Consider the following 15,744-nt stretch of genomic DNA (forward strand, 5'->3'; position numbering starts at 1 on the left):
CGAAGATCCGGGTGGTGGCGCGCCGCCAGTCGCCGTGGCCGGCGAGGTCGGCCAGGGCGTGCGCACGCGGGTAGTTCACCTCCGGCGACTCGTCCAGCTCCGCCACCGCCCGCACAGCGTCGTCGAGCAACCCGATGACGTGCGGGAAGGCGTCGCGGAAGAAGCCGGAGATCCGCAGGGTGACGTCGATCCGCGGCCGGCCCAGCTCCTCGGCGGGCACGACCTCGAACCCCGTGACCCGCCGCGACGCGTCGTCCCAGGTGGGGCGGGTTCCCAGCAGGGCGAGAACTTCGGCGACGTCATCGCCCTGGGTCCGCATGGCGGCGGTCCCCCACACCGTGAGGCCCACCGACCGGGGGTAGTCGCCGGTGTCGTCCAGGTGCCGGCGGATCAGCGAGTCGGCGAGGGCCTGGCCGACGTCCCAGGAGTTGCGCGACGGCACGGCCTTGGGGTCGACGGAGTAGAAGTTGCGGCCGGTGGGCAGCACATTGACCAGGCCGCGCGTGGGAGAGCCGGAGGGCCCGGCGGGGACGTGGCCGCCGTCGAGGGCGTGCAGCACGGCGTCGATCTCACCGCCGGTGGCGGCCAGCCGCGGCACCACCTCGCGGGCGGCGAAGTCGAGCACCGCGCGGGCATCGGGCAGGTCGGCGCCCAGCACCTCGGCGACCACGGGGCCGGCCCCGTCCGCCGGCCAGCCGCGGGCGTCCATGGCCTCGACCAGGCGGCGCGCCAGTTCTTCGAGGAGGTCGACGGCGTCGGACGCGGTGCGGGCCGGGCCGTCGACCAGCTCCGTCAGCGCCGCGGGGACCTCGATGCGCGCGCCCGGGTCGGCGAGCAGGTCGGCCTCGCGCAGGCCGAAGGCCGCGGCCAGGGCAGCGCGCAGCCCGGGCAGCGCCCCTGCGCGCCCGGCCCACACCTGGGCGGCGCGCACCACCGCCAGCACCAGGTTCACCCGCGCCTCGCCTTCGGGGGCGGCGCCCAGGGTGTGCAGGCCGTCGCGGATCTGCACGTCCTTGATCTCGCACAGGTAGCCGTCGACGTGCATGACGAAGTCGTCGAACTCGTCGTCGCCCGGCATCTCCTCGCGGTGCAGGTCGTGGTGGAGTTCGGCCGCTTTGATGAGGGTCCAGATCTGCGCGCGCAGCGTGGGCGCCTTGTCCGGGTCGAGGTCGCTGACCAGGGCGTATTCGTCGAGGAGCTGTTCGAGGCGGGCGATGTCGCCGTAGGTGTCGGCGCGCGCCATGGGCGGCACGAGGTGGTCGACGATCGTGGCGTGCGCGCGGCGCTTGGCCTGGGTGCCCTCGCCGGGATCGTTGACGATGAAGGGGTAGACCAGCGGGAGGTCGCCGAGCACGGCATCGGGGGCGTCGTCGGCGGCCAGGCCCAGGCCCTTGCCCGGCAGCCATTCCAGCGTGCCGTGCTTGCCCAGGTGCACCACGGCGTCGGCACCGAACCCGCCGGAGCCGCGCGGGGCCTCCAGCCACCGGTAGGCCGCCAGGTAGTGGTGGGAGGGCGGCAGGTCGGGGTCATGGTAGATCGCGATCGGGTTCTCGCCGAAGCCCCGCGGCGGCTGGATCATCAGGACGACGTTGCCGAAGCGCAGTGAGGCGAGCACAATCTCGGGCCGGCCGCCGGAGTCGTCGACGTAGAGCTCGCCGGGAGGCTCGCCCCAGTGGGCGGTGATGGAGTCGCGGAGCGGGGCCGGGAGGGCGTCGAACCAGCGGCGGTAGTCGTCGAGCGGCACGCGGGCGGTGGCGGCGGCGAGCTGGTCCTCGCTGAGCCATTCGGTGTCGTGGCCGCCGGCGGCGATGAGAGCGTGGATCAGCGGGTCGCCGTCGTCGTCACGGCGGTCCTCGTCGGGGCCGGGAACCCGCCACAGGGTGTCGTCGCCGCCGAGGTCGTAGCCGCGCGCGGCGAGGTCGCGGAACAGCCGCACGGCCGAAGCGGGGGTGTCGAGGCCGACCGCGTTGCCCACCCGGGAGTGCTTGGTGGGGTAGGACGACAGCACCACGGCCAGGCGGCGCTCGCCCGCGGGAACGGAGCGCAGGCGTGCGTGGCGCACCGCGATGCCGGCCACGCGCGCGGCGCGCTCGGGGTCGGCCGCGTACAGCGGCAGGCCGGAGTCGGTGTCGCCGCCGATCTCCTTGAAGGAGAACGGCACCGTGATCAGCCGGCCGTCGAACTCGGGGATGGCGACCTGCATCCCGGCGTCCATGGGGGTGAGCGCGGCGCCGGACGCCCGCCATTGGTCGCGTCCCGAGGTGAGCACCAGCCCTTGGATGATCGGGACGTCGAGCCGGGCGAGCGCTCCGGCGTCCCACGCGTCCTCGTCGCCGCCCCCGCTGGCGTCGGCGGCCACCGCGCCGCCTGCGGCGAGCACGGTGGTGACGATGGCGTCGGCCCGGCCCAGGAGCGCGAACAGCTCCGGCGCGGAGTCGGGCGACAGGCCCCGCAGCGAGCCGGAGAACACGGGCAGGGGGACGCCGCCGGCGTCCTCGATCGCGTCGCACAGCGCGTCGATGAAGGCGGTGTTGCCCGACAGCTCGTGGGCGCGGTAGAAGACGACGGCCACGGTGGGGCGCCCGCCGGGATCGGGGGCGGGGGCCGGGCGCTCGTGCACGCCGAACTCGGGCATGGTCTGCGGCGGGTCGAACCCCTCGCCGGTGAGCAGGACGGTGTCGGAGAGGAACCGGCTCAGCTGGCGGAGGTTGGCGACGCCGCCTTCGCGCAGGTAGGCGTGGGCGTCGGTCGCGACACCCGACGGGACCGTGGACAGCGCCATCAGCCCGGGGTCGGGTGCGGCCTCGCCGCCCAGCGCCACGAGCGGCAGGCCGCTGGCCCGCAGGGCCTCGACCCCGCCGGGCCAGGCCTCGACCCCGCCCAGCAGGCGGACCACGGCGATGTCGGCGCCGTCGAGCAGCGCGGGGAGGTCTTCGGGTGAGGTGCGGGCGGGGTTTGCGGTGCGGAAACCGGCTCGGGCGGCGCCGGCCGCGAGCAGATCGGTGTCGGCCGTTGACAGCAGCAGGATGGTGGCGGCCACGCGGGTCCCTCTTCACAGAGTGCGGGGTCCTCGCCCCGCGACCGGACAGGTGTCACGACGGTGCGGCGTCTCCTGGCTCGGGGATCAGCGCCGGCCTCGGCCTTCCCACCGGACGGTCCGGCAGTGGCGTCGTTCGAGGCGGGCTCCCCCCTCACAGTTGCGGGACAGCCGCGGATTCGCACCGCGTTCCGTCGCGCCGTCGGCGACCATCCTCGCAGAAGGCACCGGACCGGATCGGCGCTGGTCCCCCGTCCGGTCCGATCACCTCCCGGGGTTTGACACAATCCCAGCATGACCCATTACCCCCAACAGCCCGGACCGGGCGAGGAATACCCCCAGGCGCCCGGTACCGACCCCTATGCGCAGCCGGCCGCGCCCGGCTACGGGGAGCTGGCTCCCTATGGGCAGACTCCGCAGACCGGCGGCTGGCAGGCGATGCCGGCTCCGGCAGGCGGCCACCCGCCGCTGGCCACCATCGGCGACATCACCATCACACAGACCGAGGTGATCACCCCGGCGGGCAGGTTCCCGATCAAGGGGAGCACCTGGACGGTCACCGACATGACCACGGTGTCCGACGGAATCCCCGCCTACGCCATCGTGATCGCCATCCTCTTCTTCTGGTTCTGCCTGCTGGGCCTGCTGTTCCTGCTGATCAGGGAGCGCAAGGTGTCGGGGCACGTCCAGGTGACCGTGCAGGGCAACGGGGTGTTCCACTCCACGATGATCCCCGCCCACGGCCCGGGCACCGGCCACCAGGTGATGCAGCAGGTCAACTACGCGCGCAGCCTCGCCGCGATGTAGCGAGCAGGCCCCCGGAGACGGGGCCCGCCCGCCACGGACGGACCACCACGGGCCGGATTCCTCCGGCCGGGCGGCCGTGGCCCGCACGACCGCCCGCACCGCTCAGCAGCCCGGCCCGGCACCCCCGGGACCGGAATCGGTGGAACCCGAGGCGGTCAGATGGTCGATCACGAGATCACGGACGAACGGCGCCAGCGGCCGGTCGCCCGCGGAGGTGGCCAGAGCGGCGAACTCCTCGGCGCTGAAGACGACCGACAACGACGGAGAACCCGCCCGGCTGTGCTTGGGCAGACCCAGCATGTGCCGGTGGACGCGCTCCAGCGCCTCGGGCGGCAGCGGCCCGTAGGCGGCTTCGAGCTGCGACAGCCATCCGCGCAGCTCGCTCCAGCGGGCATGGCGCCCGGCCAGGACGCACAGGTAGGACGCGAGATCCTGCCGGCCCGCGGCATGCCGGAGCTCGCCCAGCGTCGCGGGATCGAGAGTGAGCACGACGCGGTCGCCGTGGCCGGCCGGGTCGGATTCATCGGGGCACCCGTGAGAGCCGGCGGAGGCGGTGGAATCGGCGGATGCGGACACAGCGGAATCGGTGGTGGTCACCGGAGCCTCCACAGAGGTGAGGGGATCGCCCGCCGGACTGGCCGTACGGGCACGGACTGGCGGCCCCCATCGCGTCGCAGGAGCCCCTGACCACGCCCACCACGGTGGGCCGGAGGGGTCCGCGTATCCTCTGACCGCTGAACACCACCAACCGTAACCGGCCGGCGACATCCCCGCCACCCGTCGTCCACAGCCCCACACGAACGCGTGAGCGCCCCCGCCGATCGGCGACGAACGGCTCGGCACGGACCGCAGAGGATCACCCGCCTCCGCCCACCCCAGCCGAAGAGGCGCCGGACACCCCGGCAGGCGGCACGACCGCCATCCCCTCGGGAACTCCGTCCTCCAGCAGACGCAGCAGGGCCCCGGTGTCCATGTGCTTCTCGACGAGGTCGCCGAGCGCGTCCAGCCGGGCCGCGCGCTCCGCGGCGAAGTCGGTATCGGGAGCGGGCACGAACCCCCGGTCCGCCGTCCGGGCCACGTCCGCCAGGAACGCCCGCCGGAACCCGTTGTTCTCCAACGCCCCGTGCCAGGTCGCCCCCCACACCGAGCCACGGCGGCACCCGTCGAGGAAGGGCACCGTCGCGGGGTCATCGGGGTCCACCGTGATGACCCCGTGGTGGATCTCGTAGGCGACGACCGGATGGCCGTACTCCACGGCCTCGGGCCGGCCCAGGGTCTTCTCCGCCGCGAACCGGACCTCGGCCGGAAGCAGGCCCAGGCCGGGCACCCGTCCGGCGCCCGACTCCACATCGTCGTCGATGGCCCGGGCCAGCATCTGGTACCCGCCGCAGATGCCCAGGACGGGGCGGCCCGCGCGGGCACGTCGGGCAACGGCGTCGGCCAGGCCCCGTTCCCGCAGCCAGGACAGGTCGGCCACGGTCGCCCGGCTGCCGGGGAGGATGACGAGGTCGGCGTCCTCCATCTCGTGGGGGGCGGTCACGAAGCGGACGTCGACACCGGGCTCCACGGTGAGCGCGTCGATGTCGGTGAAGTTGCTGATGCGCGGTGTCCGGACGACCGCCACGCGCAGGGTCTCCGGGCCCTGGGGCGGACGCATCGGGCCGCGGTCCACGCTGAGTGCGAGCGAGTCCTCGACGTCCAGCCAGAGCCCGTCGAGCCAGGGCAGCACACCGTAGACGGGCCGGCCGGTGAGCCCGCGGAGCATGTCCAGCCCGGGTTCGAGCAGCTCCGGGGCGCCGCGGAACTTGTTGACGACGAACCCGGCGATGAGCGCCTGATCAGCGGGCTCCAGCAGCGCCAGGGTCCCGTGCATGGCGGCGAAGACCCCGCCGCGGTCGATGTCGCCGACGACCAGCACTGGCAGGTCCGCGGCCCGGGCGAGCCCCATGTTCGCGATGTCGCCGGCGCGCAGGTTGATCTCCGCGGGGCTGCCCGCGCCCTCGCAGATCACCACGTCGTACTCGGCGCGCAGCTCCGCCAGGCTCTCCGCCGCCACCCGGCGCAGCCGCTCCTTGTAGTCGCGGTAGTTCAGCGCATCGGCCTCGCCGATGGCGCGGCCCCGCACGACGACCTGGCTGCGCCGGTCGCCGCCGGGCTTGAGCAGAACGGGGTTCATGGCCGCACTCGGCTCGATCCCGCACGCGGCGGCCTGCATCGCCTGCGCCCGGCCGATCTCGGCCCCATCGGGGGTGACGACGGAGTTGAGCGACATGTTCTGCGCCTTGAACGGCGCCACCTTGAGCCCCTGCCTGGCCAGCCACCGGCACAGCCCGGCCGCGATGACACTCTTGCCCGCGTCCGAGGTAGTCCCCGCAACCAACAACGCCGGCGCCCCACGCCCCGTCCGCCGCATCACACTCGCCCTTCCCGGCAACAGTTTCGGGAGTCGAGCACAGCGGGCGCGGCGGCCGCAGCGGCGGCCAGCGCAGCGGCGGCGGCCGTTACCGCGCGGGCCAGCCGCACCGCCCGCCGGATGTCGTGCACCTCAGGACGCGGCCCCTCCCCCAGCTCGGGGCGGTGCTCCACCCGCCGCCCGTACACGTTCATGCCCCCCAGGCGCAGACCCAGCGCCCCGGCGAACGCCGCCTCGCAGTGGCCGGCGTTCGGGCTGGGGTGGCGGGCGCCATCGCGCGCGCGGATCCGGCGGGCCGCACGCGGGTCTCCCGAAACCACCGGGGCCAAAGCGCAGGCCAGCACGGCGGTGACCCGCGCGGGCGCCCAGTTGGCGACGTCATCGATCCGCGCCGCCGCCCAGCCGAAGTCCTCGTAGCGCGGTGAGCGGTGGCCGACCATCGCATCGAGCGTGTTGACGGCGCGATGGCCCAGCAGCCCGGGCACGCCGAGCACGGCACCCCACACGAGGGGTGCGACGGCCGCATCCGAGGTGTTCTCGGCAACGGACTCGACCGCGGCGCGAGCGATCGCCTTCTCGTCCAGGCCCCGCGGGTCGCGCCCGCACAGGTGCGGAAGGCGGCGCCGCGCCTCCTCGATGTCCCCCGCTTCAAGGGCATCGGCGATCAGCCCGGCTTCCCGCCCGAGCATGGACCCGCCGACGACCGCCCAGGTCGCGGCCGCGGTGACGACGGCGTGCCGCATCGGCGAGGCCCGGTGCCCGGCGAGCGCCCCGAGGGCGGCGACAGGAGCCACAGCGAGCAGCGCGAACGCGACGCCCCTCGCCCGGTTCGGCGCGTACATCCGGCGCTCCAGCCGCCCGGCGGCGGCGCCGAAGACCGCCACCGGGTGCCCACGGCGTGGATCGGGCACCACACGGTCCAGGACGGCCCCGGCGAGGAGCCCGATCGCGGTGGCGGCTGCTATGCGGCGTCGATGCGGCGATGTCACGCCGTCCAAGGTAACGCGCCCGTACAGGGCTCCCCACGATTGCGCCATGTCCCCGCCCTCCGCATGCACGGGACGGGGCCACGGCCTAGATTCCCCTAGCGAACCCGTACCCACAAGGCCCTGAGCAGGGCGCAGCGAAGAGAAACGGAAAGGCGGTGGTCCACCAGGACGACCCGGGCAGACGCGGAGGACCCCTTGGGCACTATGATCATGGCGCTCGCAACCTCGGTCGGCGCATGGTGGGTCTTCTGAGCAGCCCGTTATCCCCCCACAGGACCGCCCGCCCCACCGCGGAGACCCGACCCCGCGTAACGAACTTCACGAAACGCCAGGACCGCACGCCACACAGGCGCTTGATCACGGGTAACGTGTCGTCGGAGCCCAATAGCAGCCGATTTGGTGGAGCCCGCGTGCTAACGAGACGCAACTACGAATGTCCGTAGTTGTTATTATTTTGCCCGACGATGGGTGACATCTGCCGAATACCCTAGAGTGTCCCTCAACCCCCGAAGCCCCGCCCAGCACCCTCCACACCCCACCCGGCCGCGTCGCCCCCACCCACCCCAACACGACACAATTGAATCGAGCAGCTGTAGCTCAGTGGATAGAGCATCGGACTTCTAATCCGACGGTCGCAGGTTCGAATCCTGCCAGCTGCACCAGGTCAGACGGGGTTCGAGGAACAAACCGGACACCCAAAAGGGCCGATGTGTGCTCCATGTGTGCTCGGTAGTCCGGACTCAGTCCGCCCCGCAGATGAAGGCACCTCGGGGACGACCTCGTCGCCGCCACCAGCCGCCCCACACCGGCCGATCCACCCCCGCCGCCCAACGGCACCCCAGGGCGGCCCCATACGCGCCCCACGGGCCGGTAAAACACGGCGTGGGGCGGACCACCCCTGGTAATCCGCCCCACCCCAACCATTCCGGCGCCCCTTTCGCCCGAACCGCGCCCGACCACCCCGGATGCCCATTTCGCGTCCGAGGATCAGCACCCGGCGGGCTCATTACCCGCTGGACCTCACACCCGCAACGGCACCAGCGCCGCGGTCGCCTCGGCCGCCGCGCGGGCGACCTCCGGGTAGACGGTCTGGTAGGTGTCGCCGAGGTTCTTCGCCCCGACTCCCTCGGCTACCAGCCGGAATCGAGCGACGCTGCACACATGGCAACCATCGAAGGCGGTGTGGTGCGAGACGCGACAAGGCCGCACCAGTTCATGAACGGGGCCGTCACGCTGCGGTAGAGAAACATACGCATACTGCAACTAGTGCCGTTTGCGCAAATTTTGCACACTGTGCAATCATGTTGGCATGGGATCACTTGGTGAAGGTCTGCGCGACCGTCGGCGGCGTGAAACGCGGCGTGAGATTCATGTGGTGGCGCTCCGATTGGCTCGAGAACACGGCTTCCACAAGGTCACCGTCGAGATGATCAGCGCCGAGGTCGGCATCTCGCCGCGAACGTTCTTCAACTACTTCCCAAGCAAGGAGTCTGCCGTGGTCGAGCAGCCTCCCGCGGAGCTGTCGCCCGATCTGGTCGCCCGCTTCATCGAAGGCGGCCCCGGCCGCCCTCGCGACGTCCTCACGGATTTGACCCGTCTGCTCATCGAGCAGCTCGCTCAGGATCCGCCGGAACGCAGTGAGGTCCACGACGTCTTCGAGCTCGCGCACAGTGCGCCGACCGTCTTCGCCGCTCTCATGGCGCGATTCGACGCCTCCCGGCTGACTCTCGCCGCCACTGTCGCGCAGCGCATGGACCCGGATACGGACGAGCAGGTCCCGGACTTGATCGCCTCTGTTGCGATGACCGCCGTCCGCAGCGGTATGGAGCGCTGGTCACAGGACACCGCCGACGACCGCTCCGACTCTCCGGTCCTCTACGTGCAGCGCGCTGTGACGGTACTTGAGGATTTGCTGGCGCCCGGCACCCACGACTTCACCTGATGTCGACCGACCACGATGAAGTTCGGAGCCCCATGATGGCCAGAGCCACGCCTTCCGGGATGAAAGAAGAATCCGGCGCGACCGGGAGACCCGTCCCGACGGATGCGGCCGCACTCCCGCGCCATTTCGGCCTCATATTCGCGTCTCTGATGACCGCGATGCTGCTGGCCGCTCTCGACCAGACGATCGTGAGCACCGCGCTGCCCACCATCGTCGGCGAGTTACACGGCGTGAAGCACATGGCCTGGGTGACCACTGCCTACATTCTGGCCGCCACGATCAGCATGCCGGTGTATGGCCGCCTCGGTGACCTCCTCGGCCGCAAAAGCCTCTTCCTCGGTGCCATCGTGGTCTTCATCGCCGGATCCGTCCTGGCCGGGGCCGCCCAGAACATGACGGTACTCATCATCGGTCGCGCCGTCCAAGGTTTGGGCGGGGGCGGGCTCATGATCACCTCGCAGGCGATCATCGCCGACCTCGTTCCGCCCCGCCAACGTGCCAAGTACATGGCCCCCATCGGCGCCGTCTTCGGCCTCGCTTCCGTGATCGGCCCGCTGCTCGGCGGCTGGCTCACCGATCTCGCTGCGTGGCGCTGGGCCTTCTGGATCAACCTTCCGCTCGGTGTCGTCGCCTTGGCCGTCTCCGCCTTCGCCTTGCGGCTGCCCTCGAAGGCCACCAAGGCCACCATCGACTACATGGGCATCACGCTCATGGCCGTCGCCGTCTCCTGCACCGTGCTTGTCACCATGTGGGGCGGCACGGAGTACGACTGGTCGGACCCGGTCATCCTTGGCCTCGTCGCGGGCGCCATATTGGCCTGGGCGGCGTTCTTCATCGTGGAGACCCGCGCCGCGGAGCCGGTGATCCCGCCTCGGCTCTTCGCCAGCCGCATCTTCAACATCTCCACGTTGATCGGCATGGTCGCCATCGGCATCGGGATGTTCGCCGTCATCGGCTATATGCCCACGTATCTGCAAATGGTCTACGGAGTCAGCGCCACCGAGTCGGGACTGCTCCTGATCCCCATGGTCGTCGGCATCATCATCACCGCCATCCCCTCCGGTCAGTTCATCAGCAAGACCGGCCGCTACAAGGTGTGGCCCGTCCTCGGCTCGTCCGTCGTCACCGTCACCGCGCTGCTGATGTCCACCTTGGGCACGGACACGCCGCTCGTCGTGGTCGGAGCCTACTTTTTCCTGATGGGTGCGGGGGTCGGGATGATGCAGCAGACCCTCGTCCTGGCCGTGCAGAATGACGCCCCCGGCAGGGACGTCGGCACCGCCACCTCGTCCAACAACTTCTTCCGCGAGATCGGCGCCACCCTGGGAACCGCCGCCATCGGCGCCGTGTTCACCCACCGCCTCACCGAGCAACTCGCCGACCGCATACCGGTCGCGGCGACCGAGGCTGTCGGACGTACAGAGTCCCTGACCCCCGCTGCGGTCCATGCCCTCCCCACCGAGATCCAGGACGCCGTCATCCTGTCCTACCAGCAGGCCCTCACCCCGGTCTTCGGCTACCTGGTCCCCGTCTTCGCAGCAGGACTGGTTCTGGCGTTCCTTCTGCCGGAAAAGAAGTTGGCCGACACTTTTGCCGAACCTGAAAAGGGCGGCCTTGAGACAGAGATCCCTGCCGGAGGGCCGACACGGGCCTGAGCACGGCCCGTGGGCTATGCCTGGGGACGGTGGCTTATCTCCCGATCAGCCGAGAATCGGTCCGGGCTCGGCTTCGGATCCTCGCGATCCCCGTGAACCAATTTCGACCCGTGCGCATTCAACGAAAGGAAATTGCATCAAATGCACGTCTTTTTTACCAGTATTGGTGCTGCTGGTCACATTAATCCGACCCTGCCGTTGGTGAGAGAACTCGTCGGGCGCGGCCATCGTGTTTCCTACGCGACCGACGAACGCCTTCGTTTCGCAATCGAATCCGTTGGAGCCGCGCTCGTCCCCCTGCCCGAACTGGCCCTTCCGGTGGTCAATTCGGCTTCCCATCCTGGCGACTGGGGCACCGTGATGCGCCACATGATGGAGACGTTGATCCGCTACCAGTCACAGATCATCGGCGACGGAATCATCGACGATTATGTGGAACAGCAACGGCCCGACGCGGTGTGCTACGACAACACGCTGACGCTCCCGGGGCAGCGTGCGGCCGACCGCGTCGGGGTCCCGGCGATCGCGCTCCACCCCACCTATGCTGCCAACGAGAACTTCTCTTTCCAGTCCATGGCTGAATCGGGTGCAGGAAATGCGCCTGGGGAGACGGGGAATTTGTTCCAGCAAATGCGGGAGGTCGGCTTGAAACTCGCCGATGAGATGGGCGGGCAGGCGATCAACCTGTTCGAAGGCCCACCCGCACCGCTGAACATCGTCTTCATCCCTCGTGAGTTCCAGCCGGCAGCTGACACATTCGACGAAAGATTCTACTTCGTTGGACCGAGCCTGGGGGCTCGCAACGATGACGGAACCTGGACGCCACCGGGCGGCGGCCCACTGCTGTTCATTTCTCTGGGAACATCGCCCTTCAACCGCAACACCGAATTCTACCAGATGTGCATTGACGCCTTCGGGGATTCAAAGTGGCGCGTCGCTTTGGCGATTGGAGCCCAGGTCGATCCAGCGGAGCTCGGAAGCGCCCCGCCCAATGTCGAGATTCGACCATATTTTCCCCAGCTGGATGTGCTGCGGAACGCCGATATTTTTCTTTCGCATACGGGAATGAACTCCACGATGGAATCCCTGTATCACGGCGTCCCTATCGTGGCTGTGCCGCAGCAGCCCGAGCAGGTCGCGAACGCCCGCCAGATCGAGCAGCTCGGTCTGGGCCGCCATCTCACCGGCCGTCTGTCGCCGGACCTGATCCGACAGGCAGTCGAAGAGGTCCACGCGGATCCCGCCGTGGCCGGCAACGTCACGGACATGAGCAGGGTGCTGCAGAAGTCGGGTGGCGCCAGGGCTGCCGCGGACGCGATCGAATCCCATCTCGCTGCCCGGTTGAACCGCTGAACACCGTGGTCGGTGCCCGCTCAGGGCCGGGGACTCGCCTGATGGGCGGCTGCCCGGCCCTCGGCCGGATCGACGAATGCCGTGCGGGTTCGTGTGATCTCACTTCGGGGGCTGCGCTCAAACCGCCTCCGGTGTGCCGGGCTGATAATCGTTCTCGATCTGGGCGAGGAATGGGTTGCGTTCGGCCTGGCGGGCGTATCCCGCGGGGTCGCGGACGCAGTCGGGGCACCAGTGTCCGGCGGTGAGGACCAGGCGCGGGCTCGCGGCGAAGACGTGGTCGAAGGCGCAACGCCACACGAGCGGGGTCGCGATGTCGCCGGTCGTCACATCAGTCGTCAGGAGCCGGCCACCGCGGAAGGCCGCCGCCTCGGCGTAGTCCAGAGGTGTCCAGGCTGCGGGGCTCTTGCCCTCGTCGTATCCGTGATCGAGGTGGCTCGGTGTGCGCGTCGGTGCGGGTTCACGGAACGTCGACCAGTCGCCGATCTGACGCCACTGCTCGTAGGAGCCGAAGTGCGCCGCGATCTCTTGGCGGTCACCGGCCCGCACGGCCGCCATCGTGCCCCGCGGTCTGCGGGTGAGCGGCTTCATGACGAGGTTCTTCACGATCCAGCCGGGCACCCTTCCCGCGGACCGGACCGACTTCGGGGCGGCCGCGATCGCCCGGCCCATGGCCTCCGCGAAGGTGTCCTTGCGGAAGGGCACGAGCGCGTGGAGGCGATCGCTGTCGGTGTACCACTGGCCGTGGAAGTTGCGGGTCGCGAACCAGTTGCGGTCGTACCACGTGCGGATGTCCTGCACGCCCATGGCGGCACCGATCGCCACCTGGAGCTGCCAGTTCGTCAGACGCCATCCCTCGCCGCCGCCGACGTTGTAGATGCCGCCCCAGAACTCGTCGGGGGCGCCGGCCGCGATTCCGGCGAGCAGCCGTGCCGAATCCTCCGCGGTCGCCCACTCCATGACGCCGCCGAACGGCGAGTGCGTCATGATCGGGTCGCGGATCTCGAGCATCGCCGGGTGGAAGATGCCCGTCTGGCGCAGCCACGCCCATTTCGGTATCCCCGACTCGACGAGCAGGCGCTCGGCGGCGACCTTCGTCTGCCCGTACTCGTCGAACTGCGACACCCGGACGGGGTCGCCGACACGCCCCCAGTGGTGGGGATCCTGCCGGTCGCCGGTCTCGGCGACCGAACCCACGCCGACGACCGCGACCGATGCGGGATCCGGCCGTTCACGCACCGCCCTGATGATGTTCTGGATGCTGCCGATGTTCACGCGGCGGGCAAGGGCAGGGCTGCTGTCGGCGAGCGGCGACACGACCGCTCCGACGTGGAGGACCACGTCGGCGCCGGCGATGGCCGACCGCACATCCGCGTAGCGTGTGAGATCGCCCCAGCACACGGAAAGATTCTCCATCCCGGAGAACTCCTCAAGGATCCTGCGGTCGGGCGCACCCGGCAGCGCGAAGGCGACGACCTCCAGCTCCGGATGTGAGCGAAGCTCGCGGAGGGCGGCGCGGCCCCAATTGCCGGTGGCACCGGTGAGCAGCACCCGGCGTCGCGCGGTCGTCCCCGTCATCGTGGTGTGGTCCTTCCTTCGGTTCCGTCGGTTCGACGTTTTGCACTCAGCCAGGTCGCAATGGCGTCGATCCCACGCCGGAATGGCGTCGTCGACGGCCGGTCGAGGAACCCGTGCGCCGCTTCTGCGACGACGTGGTAATCGAGCCTTGTGCCCGCGGAGTGGAGTTCGCGGCGGAACGCTTCCCCTGACGCCCGCAGCGTGTCCCTGCCGGCGTCGATCATGAGCACATCGGTGATGGCGCGCAGATCGTGTCCGCCGGGGAATGCCGTGGCCTCGCGCATCGCCTGCTCCGAGCCGGCGTAATTGCGATTCATGCGGTGGACCGTCTGCGGTCGGAACTGCGTGAGCCCACGCAGGCCCCGAACCCGCGCACGCATCTCGGGCGCGATCTCGGGAAGGGACGCGTGGTAGGTGCCGTAGGCGAGGACGAGGGGCGGGGCGGCTGTGCCCTGCTGGGCGAGTGCCAGTGCCGCTGCGGCGCTCAGGCACGCGCCCGCGCTGGCCCCGCCGAGCACGGCGTGAGCCTGCTCGTGACGTGTTACCTCGAAGACGTCGAGCACATCGTGCAGGGGAACCGGATAGCGGGTCCCCGCCAGGCGTCCGGCAGGAGGGTCGCGGAACCAGTTCCACGGTGGCACGCGGCGGTAGTCGACGGCCACGACCTCAATGCCCCGCTGGCCTAGGGCGGCGCCGACCGCGTGGGACTCGAGCTGGTCGAGTCCACCGAAAGCGAAGGCGCCGCCGTGTACCCAGACGAGCGTGGCGACGGGTTCGGCGCCCGCGCGGCGGTAGCGCCGCACGGGGATCGCGCCGTTGCGGCCGGTGATCAGGTGGTCGCCGATGTCCAGGCCGGCCGTGAGCCGAGTGGCCGATCGGCGGTCGGATCGCTTCATCGGGTGGTTCCGGCGTCCTCACCGGCGGCGGCTTTCCGGCTCAAGCCGATGAGGTGCTCCAGTGCCGCATCGGTGATCTCGACGCCCGGGAAGCGTACGAACTGGGCCATCGGCATCGACTCGACCATCTTGAGCATGTTGGTGTTGTCGCCCGCCGCCGCGAGCCGCTCCTCGCCGGCAGTGGCCGTCAGCGCCTGCATCAGCGCCGGCCCGACGACGGGATGGCCGAACCATTCGCCGACGGTGGATTCCAGGCCGAGAGGGCCGGGAAGGTCCGTGTCCCCCTGGAGAGTGAGTGTCCGCGTTTCGGCGATGTCGGCCGCGGACCGTCCCAGGTGCACGCCGTAGGTGCCCGGCTGTACCCACCACCGCTTCCCGGTGACGTCCCAGAACGCGAACGCGCGGCGTTCCAGCTCGAACGACACCGTTGCGGACTGTCCCGGCTCCAGCCGCACCTTCTCGAATGCGGCGAGCTCGCGAACCGGACGGCGCACACGCGAGGCGGCGGGCCTGACGTACAGCTGCACGATGTCGGCCCCTGGAGACTGACCGGTGTTCGTCACCGTCACGCGCGCGAGCGCGGTGCCGGGGCCCGTGTTCTCCACCTCGAATGTGTCGTAGGCGAAAGTGGTGTAGCTCAGACCGTGTCCGAAGGGGTAGCGCACAGGGCGCTCGGTGCTCGTGTAGTACCGGTAGCCGACGAAGACGCCCTCGCCGTGGCGGACGACGTCGCTCTCACCGGGGAACGAGAGGTAGGACGGCGTGTCCGACAGGGCGAAGGGGATGGTCTCGGCAAGGCGGCCGGAGGGGCTGGCGGCGCCCGTGAGCACGTCGGCGAGCGCACCGCCGGCCGCCTGGCCGAGAGCCCAGCCCTCGACGATCGCATCCACCGAGTCGTGCCACGGTTCCAGGGAGACGACACCGCCGTTCATGAGGACCACGACCGTTCGCTCGGCCGCGGCGGCCACCGCCTCGATCACGGCGACATGGCTCGCGGGCAGGTCGATGTGCTCACGGTCGAACCCCTCCGACTGCTCGCTCTCGTAGAGGCCGGCGAAGACCACCGCGACATCGGAG

At 70.4% G+C, this 15,744-nt stretch carries 11 protein-coding genes, 1 tRNA gene, 1 pseudogene and 1 riboswitch; of the genes and pseudogenes, 5 read left to right on the forward strand and 8 right to left on the reverse strand.

The window, feature by feature from the left end:
* Positions 1–3,040: pseudogene (cobN, locus tag ACFOVU_RS25410) on the reverse strand (cobaltochelatase subunit CobN); the annotation flags it as partial.
* 67 nt (positions 3,041–3,107) lie between these two features.
* A riboswitch (cobalamin riboswitch) is annotated at positions 3,108–3,230 on the reverse strand.
* A 101-nt stretch (positions 3,231–3,331) separates the two neighbouring features.
* Between cobN and ACFOVU_RS25415 the strand changes: the two are divergent.
* Positions 3,332–3,844 (forward strand): hypothetical protein, encoded by a 513-nt coding sequence (locus tag ACFOVU_RS25415; RefSeq protein ID WP_378537617.1) that lies wholly within the window; start codon positions 3,332–3,334, stop codon positions 3,842–3,844.
* A gap of 102 nt (positions 3,845–3,946) precedes the next feature.
* On the opposite strand, the gene ACFOVU_RS25420 is transcribed toward ACFOVU_RS25415, so the two are convergent.
* The 3 genes from ACFOVU_RS25420 to ACFOVU_RS25430 form a co-directional block, all read right to left on the reverse strand.
* Complete coding sequence (locus ACFOVU_RS25420; RefSeq protein ID WP_378537619.1) at positions 3,947–4,441, reverse strand: hypothetical protein; 495 nt, start codon at positions 4,439–4,441, stop codon at positions 3,947–3,949.
* A 259-nt stretch (positions 4,442–4,700) separates the two neighbouring features.
* On the reverse strand, positions 4,701–6,257 hold the full coding sequence (locus tag ACFOVU_RS25425) for a cobyric acid synthase (protein WP_378537621.1): 1,557 nt from the start codon (positions 6,255–6,257) through the stop codon (positions 4,701–4,703).
* Positions 6,257–7,246 carry a cobalamin biosynthesis protein gene (locus tag ACFOVU_RS25430; RefSeq protein ID WP_378537622.1) on the reverse strand — a complete coding sequence of 330 codons (990 nt, stop codon included), beginning with the start codon at positions 7,244–7,246 and terminating at the stop codon, positions 6,257–6,259. The genes ACFOVU_RS25425 and ACFOVU_RS25430 overlap by 1 nt, the downstream gene beginning before the upstream one ends.
* Before the next feature lie 586 nt (positions 7,247–7,832).
* Here ACFOVU_RS25430 and ACFOVU_RS25435 point away from each other — a divergent pair.
* A tRNA-Arg gene (locus ACFOVU_RS25435) sits at positions 7,833–7,908 on the forward strand.
* Between the two features lie 358 nt (positions 7,909–8,266).
* On the opposite strand, the gene ACFOVU_RS25440 is transcribed toward ACFOVU_RS25435, so the two are convergent.
* Entirely contained in the window at positions 8,267–8,407 is a 141-nt protein-coding gene (locus ACFOVU_RS25440) for a hypothetical protein (RefSeq protein WP_378537624.1), read from the reverse strand.
* Positions 8,408–8,555: 148 nt separating this feature from the next.
* On the opposite strand from ACFOVU_RS25440, the gene ACFOVU_RS25445 reads away from it, so the two are divergent.
* The 3 genes from ACFOVU_RS25445 (at position 8,556) to ACFOVU_RS25455 (ending at position 12,196) form a co-directional block, all read left to right on the forward strand.
* The gene (locus tag ACFOVU_RS25445; RefSeq protein ID WP_378537626.1) at positions 8,556–9,188 is read left to right on the forward strand and encodes a TetR family transcriptional regulator; all 633 of its coding nucleotides are present in this window, start codon (positions 8,556–8,558) and stop codon (positions 9,186–9,188) included.
* A gap of 59 nt (positions 9,189–9,247) precedes the next feature.
* Complete coding sequence (locus ACFOVU_RS25450; RefSeq protein WP_378538219.1) at positions 9,248–10,843, forward strand: MDR family MFS transporter; 1,596 nt, start codon at positions 9,248–9,250, stop codon at positions 10,841–10,843.
* Positions 10,844–10,984: 141 nt separating this feature from the next.
* Positions 10,985–12,196: a macrolide family glycosyltransferase gene (locus tag ACFOVU_RS25455; protein ID WP_378537628.1), complete on the forward strand. Its 1,212-nt coding sequence runs from the start codon at positions 10,985–10,987 to the stop codon at positions 12,194–12,196.
* Positions 12,197–12,313: 117 nt separating this feature from the next.
* Here the strand turns inward: ACFOVU_RS25455 and ACFOVU_RS25460 are convergent, their stop codons facing one another.
* From ACFOVU_RS25460 to ACFOVU_RS25470, 3 genes are all read right to left on the reverse strand, one after another.
* The gene (locus ACFOVU_RS25460) at positions 12,314–13,771 is read right to left on the reverse strand and encodes an NAD-dependent epimerase/dehydratase family protein (protein WP_378537629.1); all 1,458 of its coding nucleotides are present in this window, start codon (positions 13,769–13,771) and stop codon (positions 12,314–12,316) included.
* A complete protein-coding gene (locus ACFOVU_RS25465; protein WP_378537631.1) occupies positions 13,768–14,667 on the reverse strand; it encodes an alpha/beta hydrolase in 900 nt (299 codons plus the stop codon). Before ACFOVU_RS25465 ends, ACFOVU_RS25460 begins: the two co-directional genes overlap by 4 nt.
* Positions 14,664–15,744: glycoside hydrolase family 3 C-terminal domain-containing protein (locus ACFOVU_RS25470; RefSeq protein ID WP_378537633.1), on the reverse strand; the 1,081-nt coding region annotated here is incomplete at its 5' end. The genes ACFOVU_RS25465 and ACFOVU_RS25470, both read right to left, overlap by 4 nt.

The organism is Nocardiopsis sediminis, from assembly GCF_042650565.1.
Taxonomy (GTDB): Bacteria; Actinomycetota; Actinomycetes; order Streptosporangiales; family Streptosporangiaceae; genus Nocardiopsis_B; species Nocardiopsis_B sediminis.

What these genes read in the sequence shown, in the direction of transcription:
- ACFOVU_RS25425 (WP_378537621.1), bottom strand. Translation starts at nt 6,257, where the DNA reads ATGCGGCGGACGGGGCGTGGGGCGCCGGCGTTGTTGGTTGCGGGGACT.
- ACFOVU_RS25415 (WP_378537617.1), top strand. Translation starts at nt 3,332, where the DNA reads ATGACCCATTACCCCCAACAGCCCGGACCGGGCGAGGAATACCCCCAG.
- ACFOVU_RS25445 (WP_378537626.1), top strand. Translation starts at nt 8,556, where the DNA reads ATGGGATCACTTGGTGAAGGTCTGCGCGACCGTCGGCGGCGTGAAACG.
- ACFOVU_RS25465 (WP_378537631.1), bottom strand. Translation starts at nt 14,667, where the DNA reads ATGAAGCGATCCGACCGCCGATCGGCCACTCGGCTCACGGCCGGCCTG.
- ACFOVU_RS25450 (WP_378538219.1), top strand. Translation starts at nt 9,248, where the DNA reads ATGAAAGAAGAATCCGGCGCGACCGGGAGACCCGTCCCGACGGATGCG.
- ACFOVU_RS25455 (WP_378537628.1), top strand. Translation starts at nt 10,985, where the DNA reads ATGCACGTCTTTTTTACCAGTATTGGTGCTGCTGGTCACATTAATCCG.
- ACFOVU_RS25460 (WP_378537629.1), bottom strand. Translation starts at nt 13,771, where the DNA reads ATGACGGGGACGACCGCGCGACGCCGGGTGCTGCTCACCGGTGCCACC.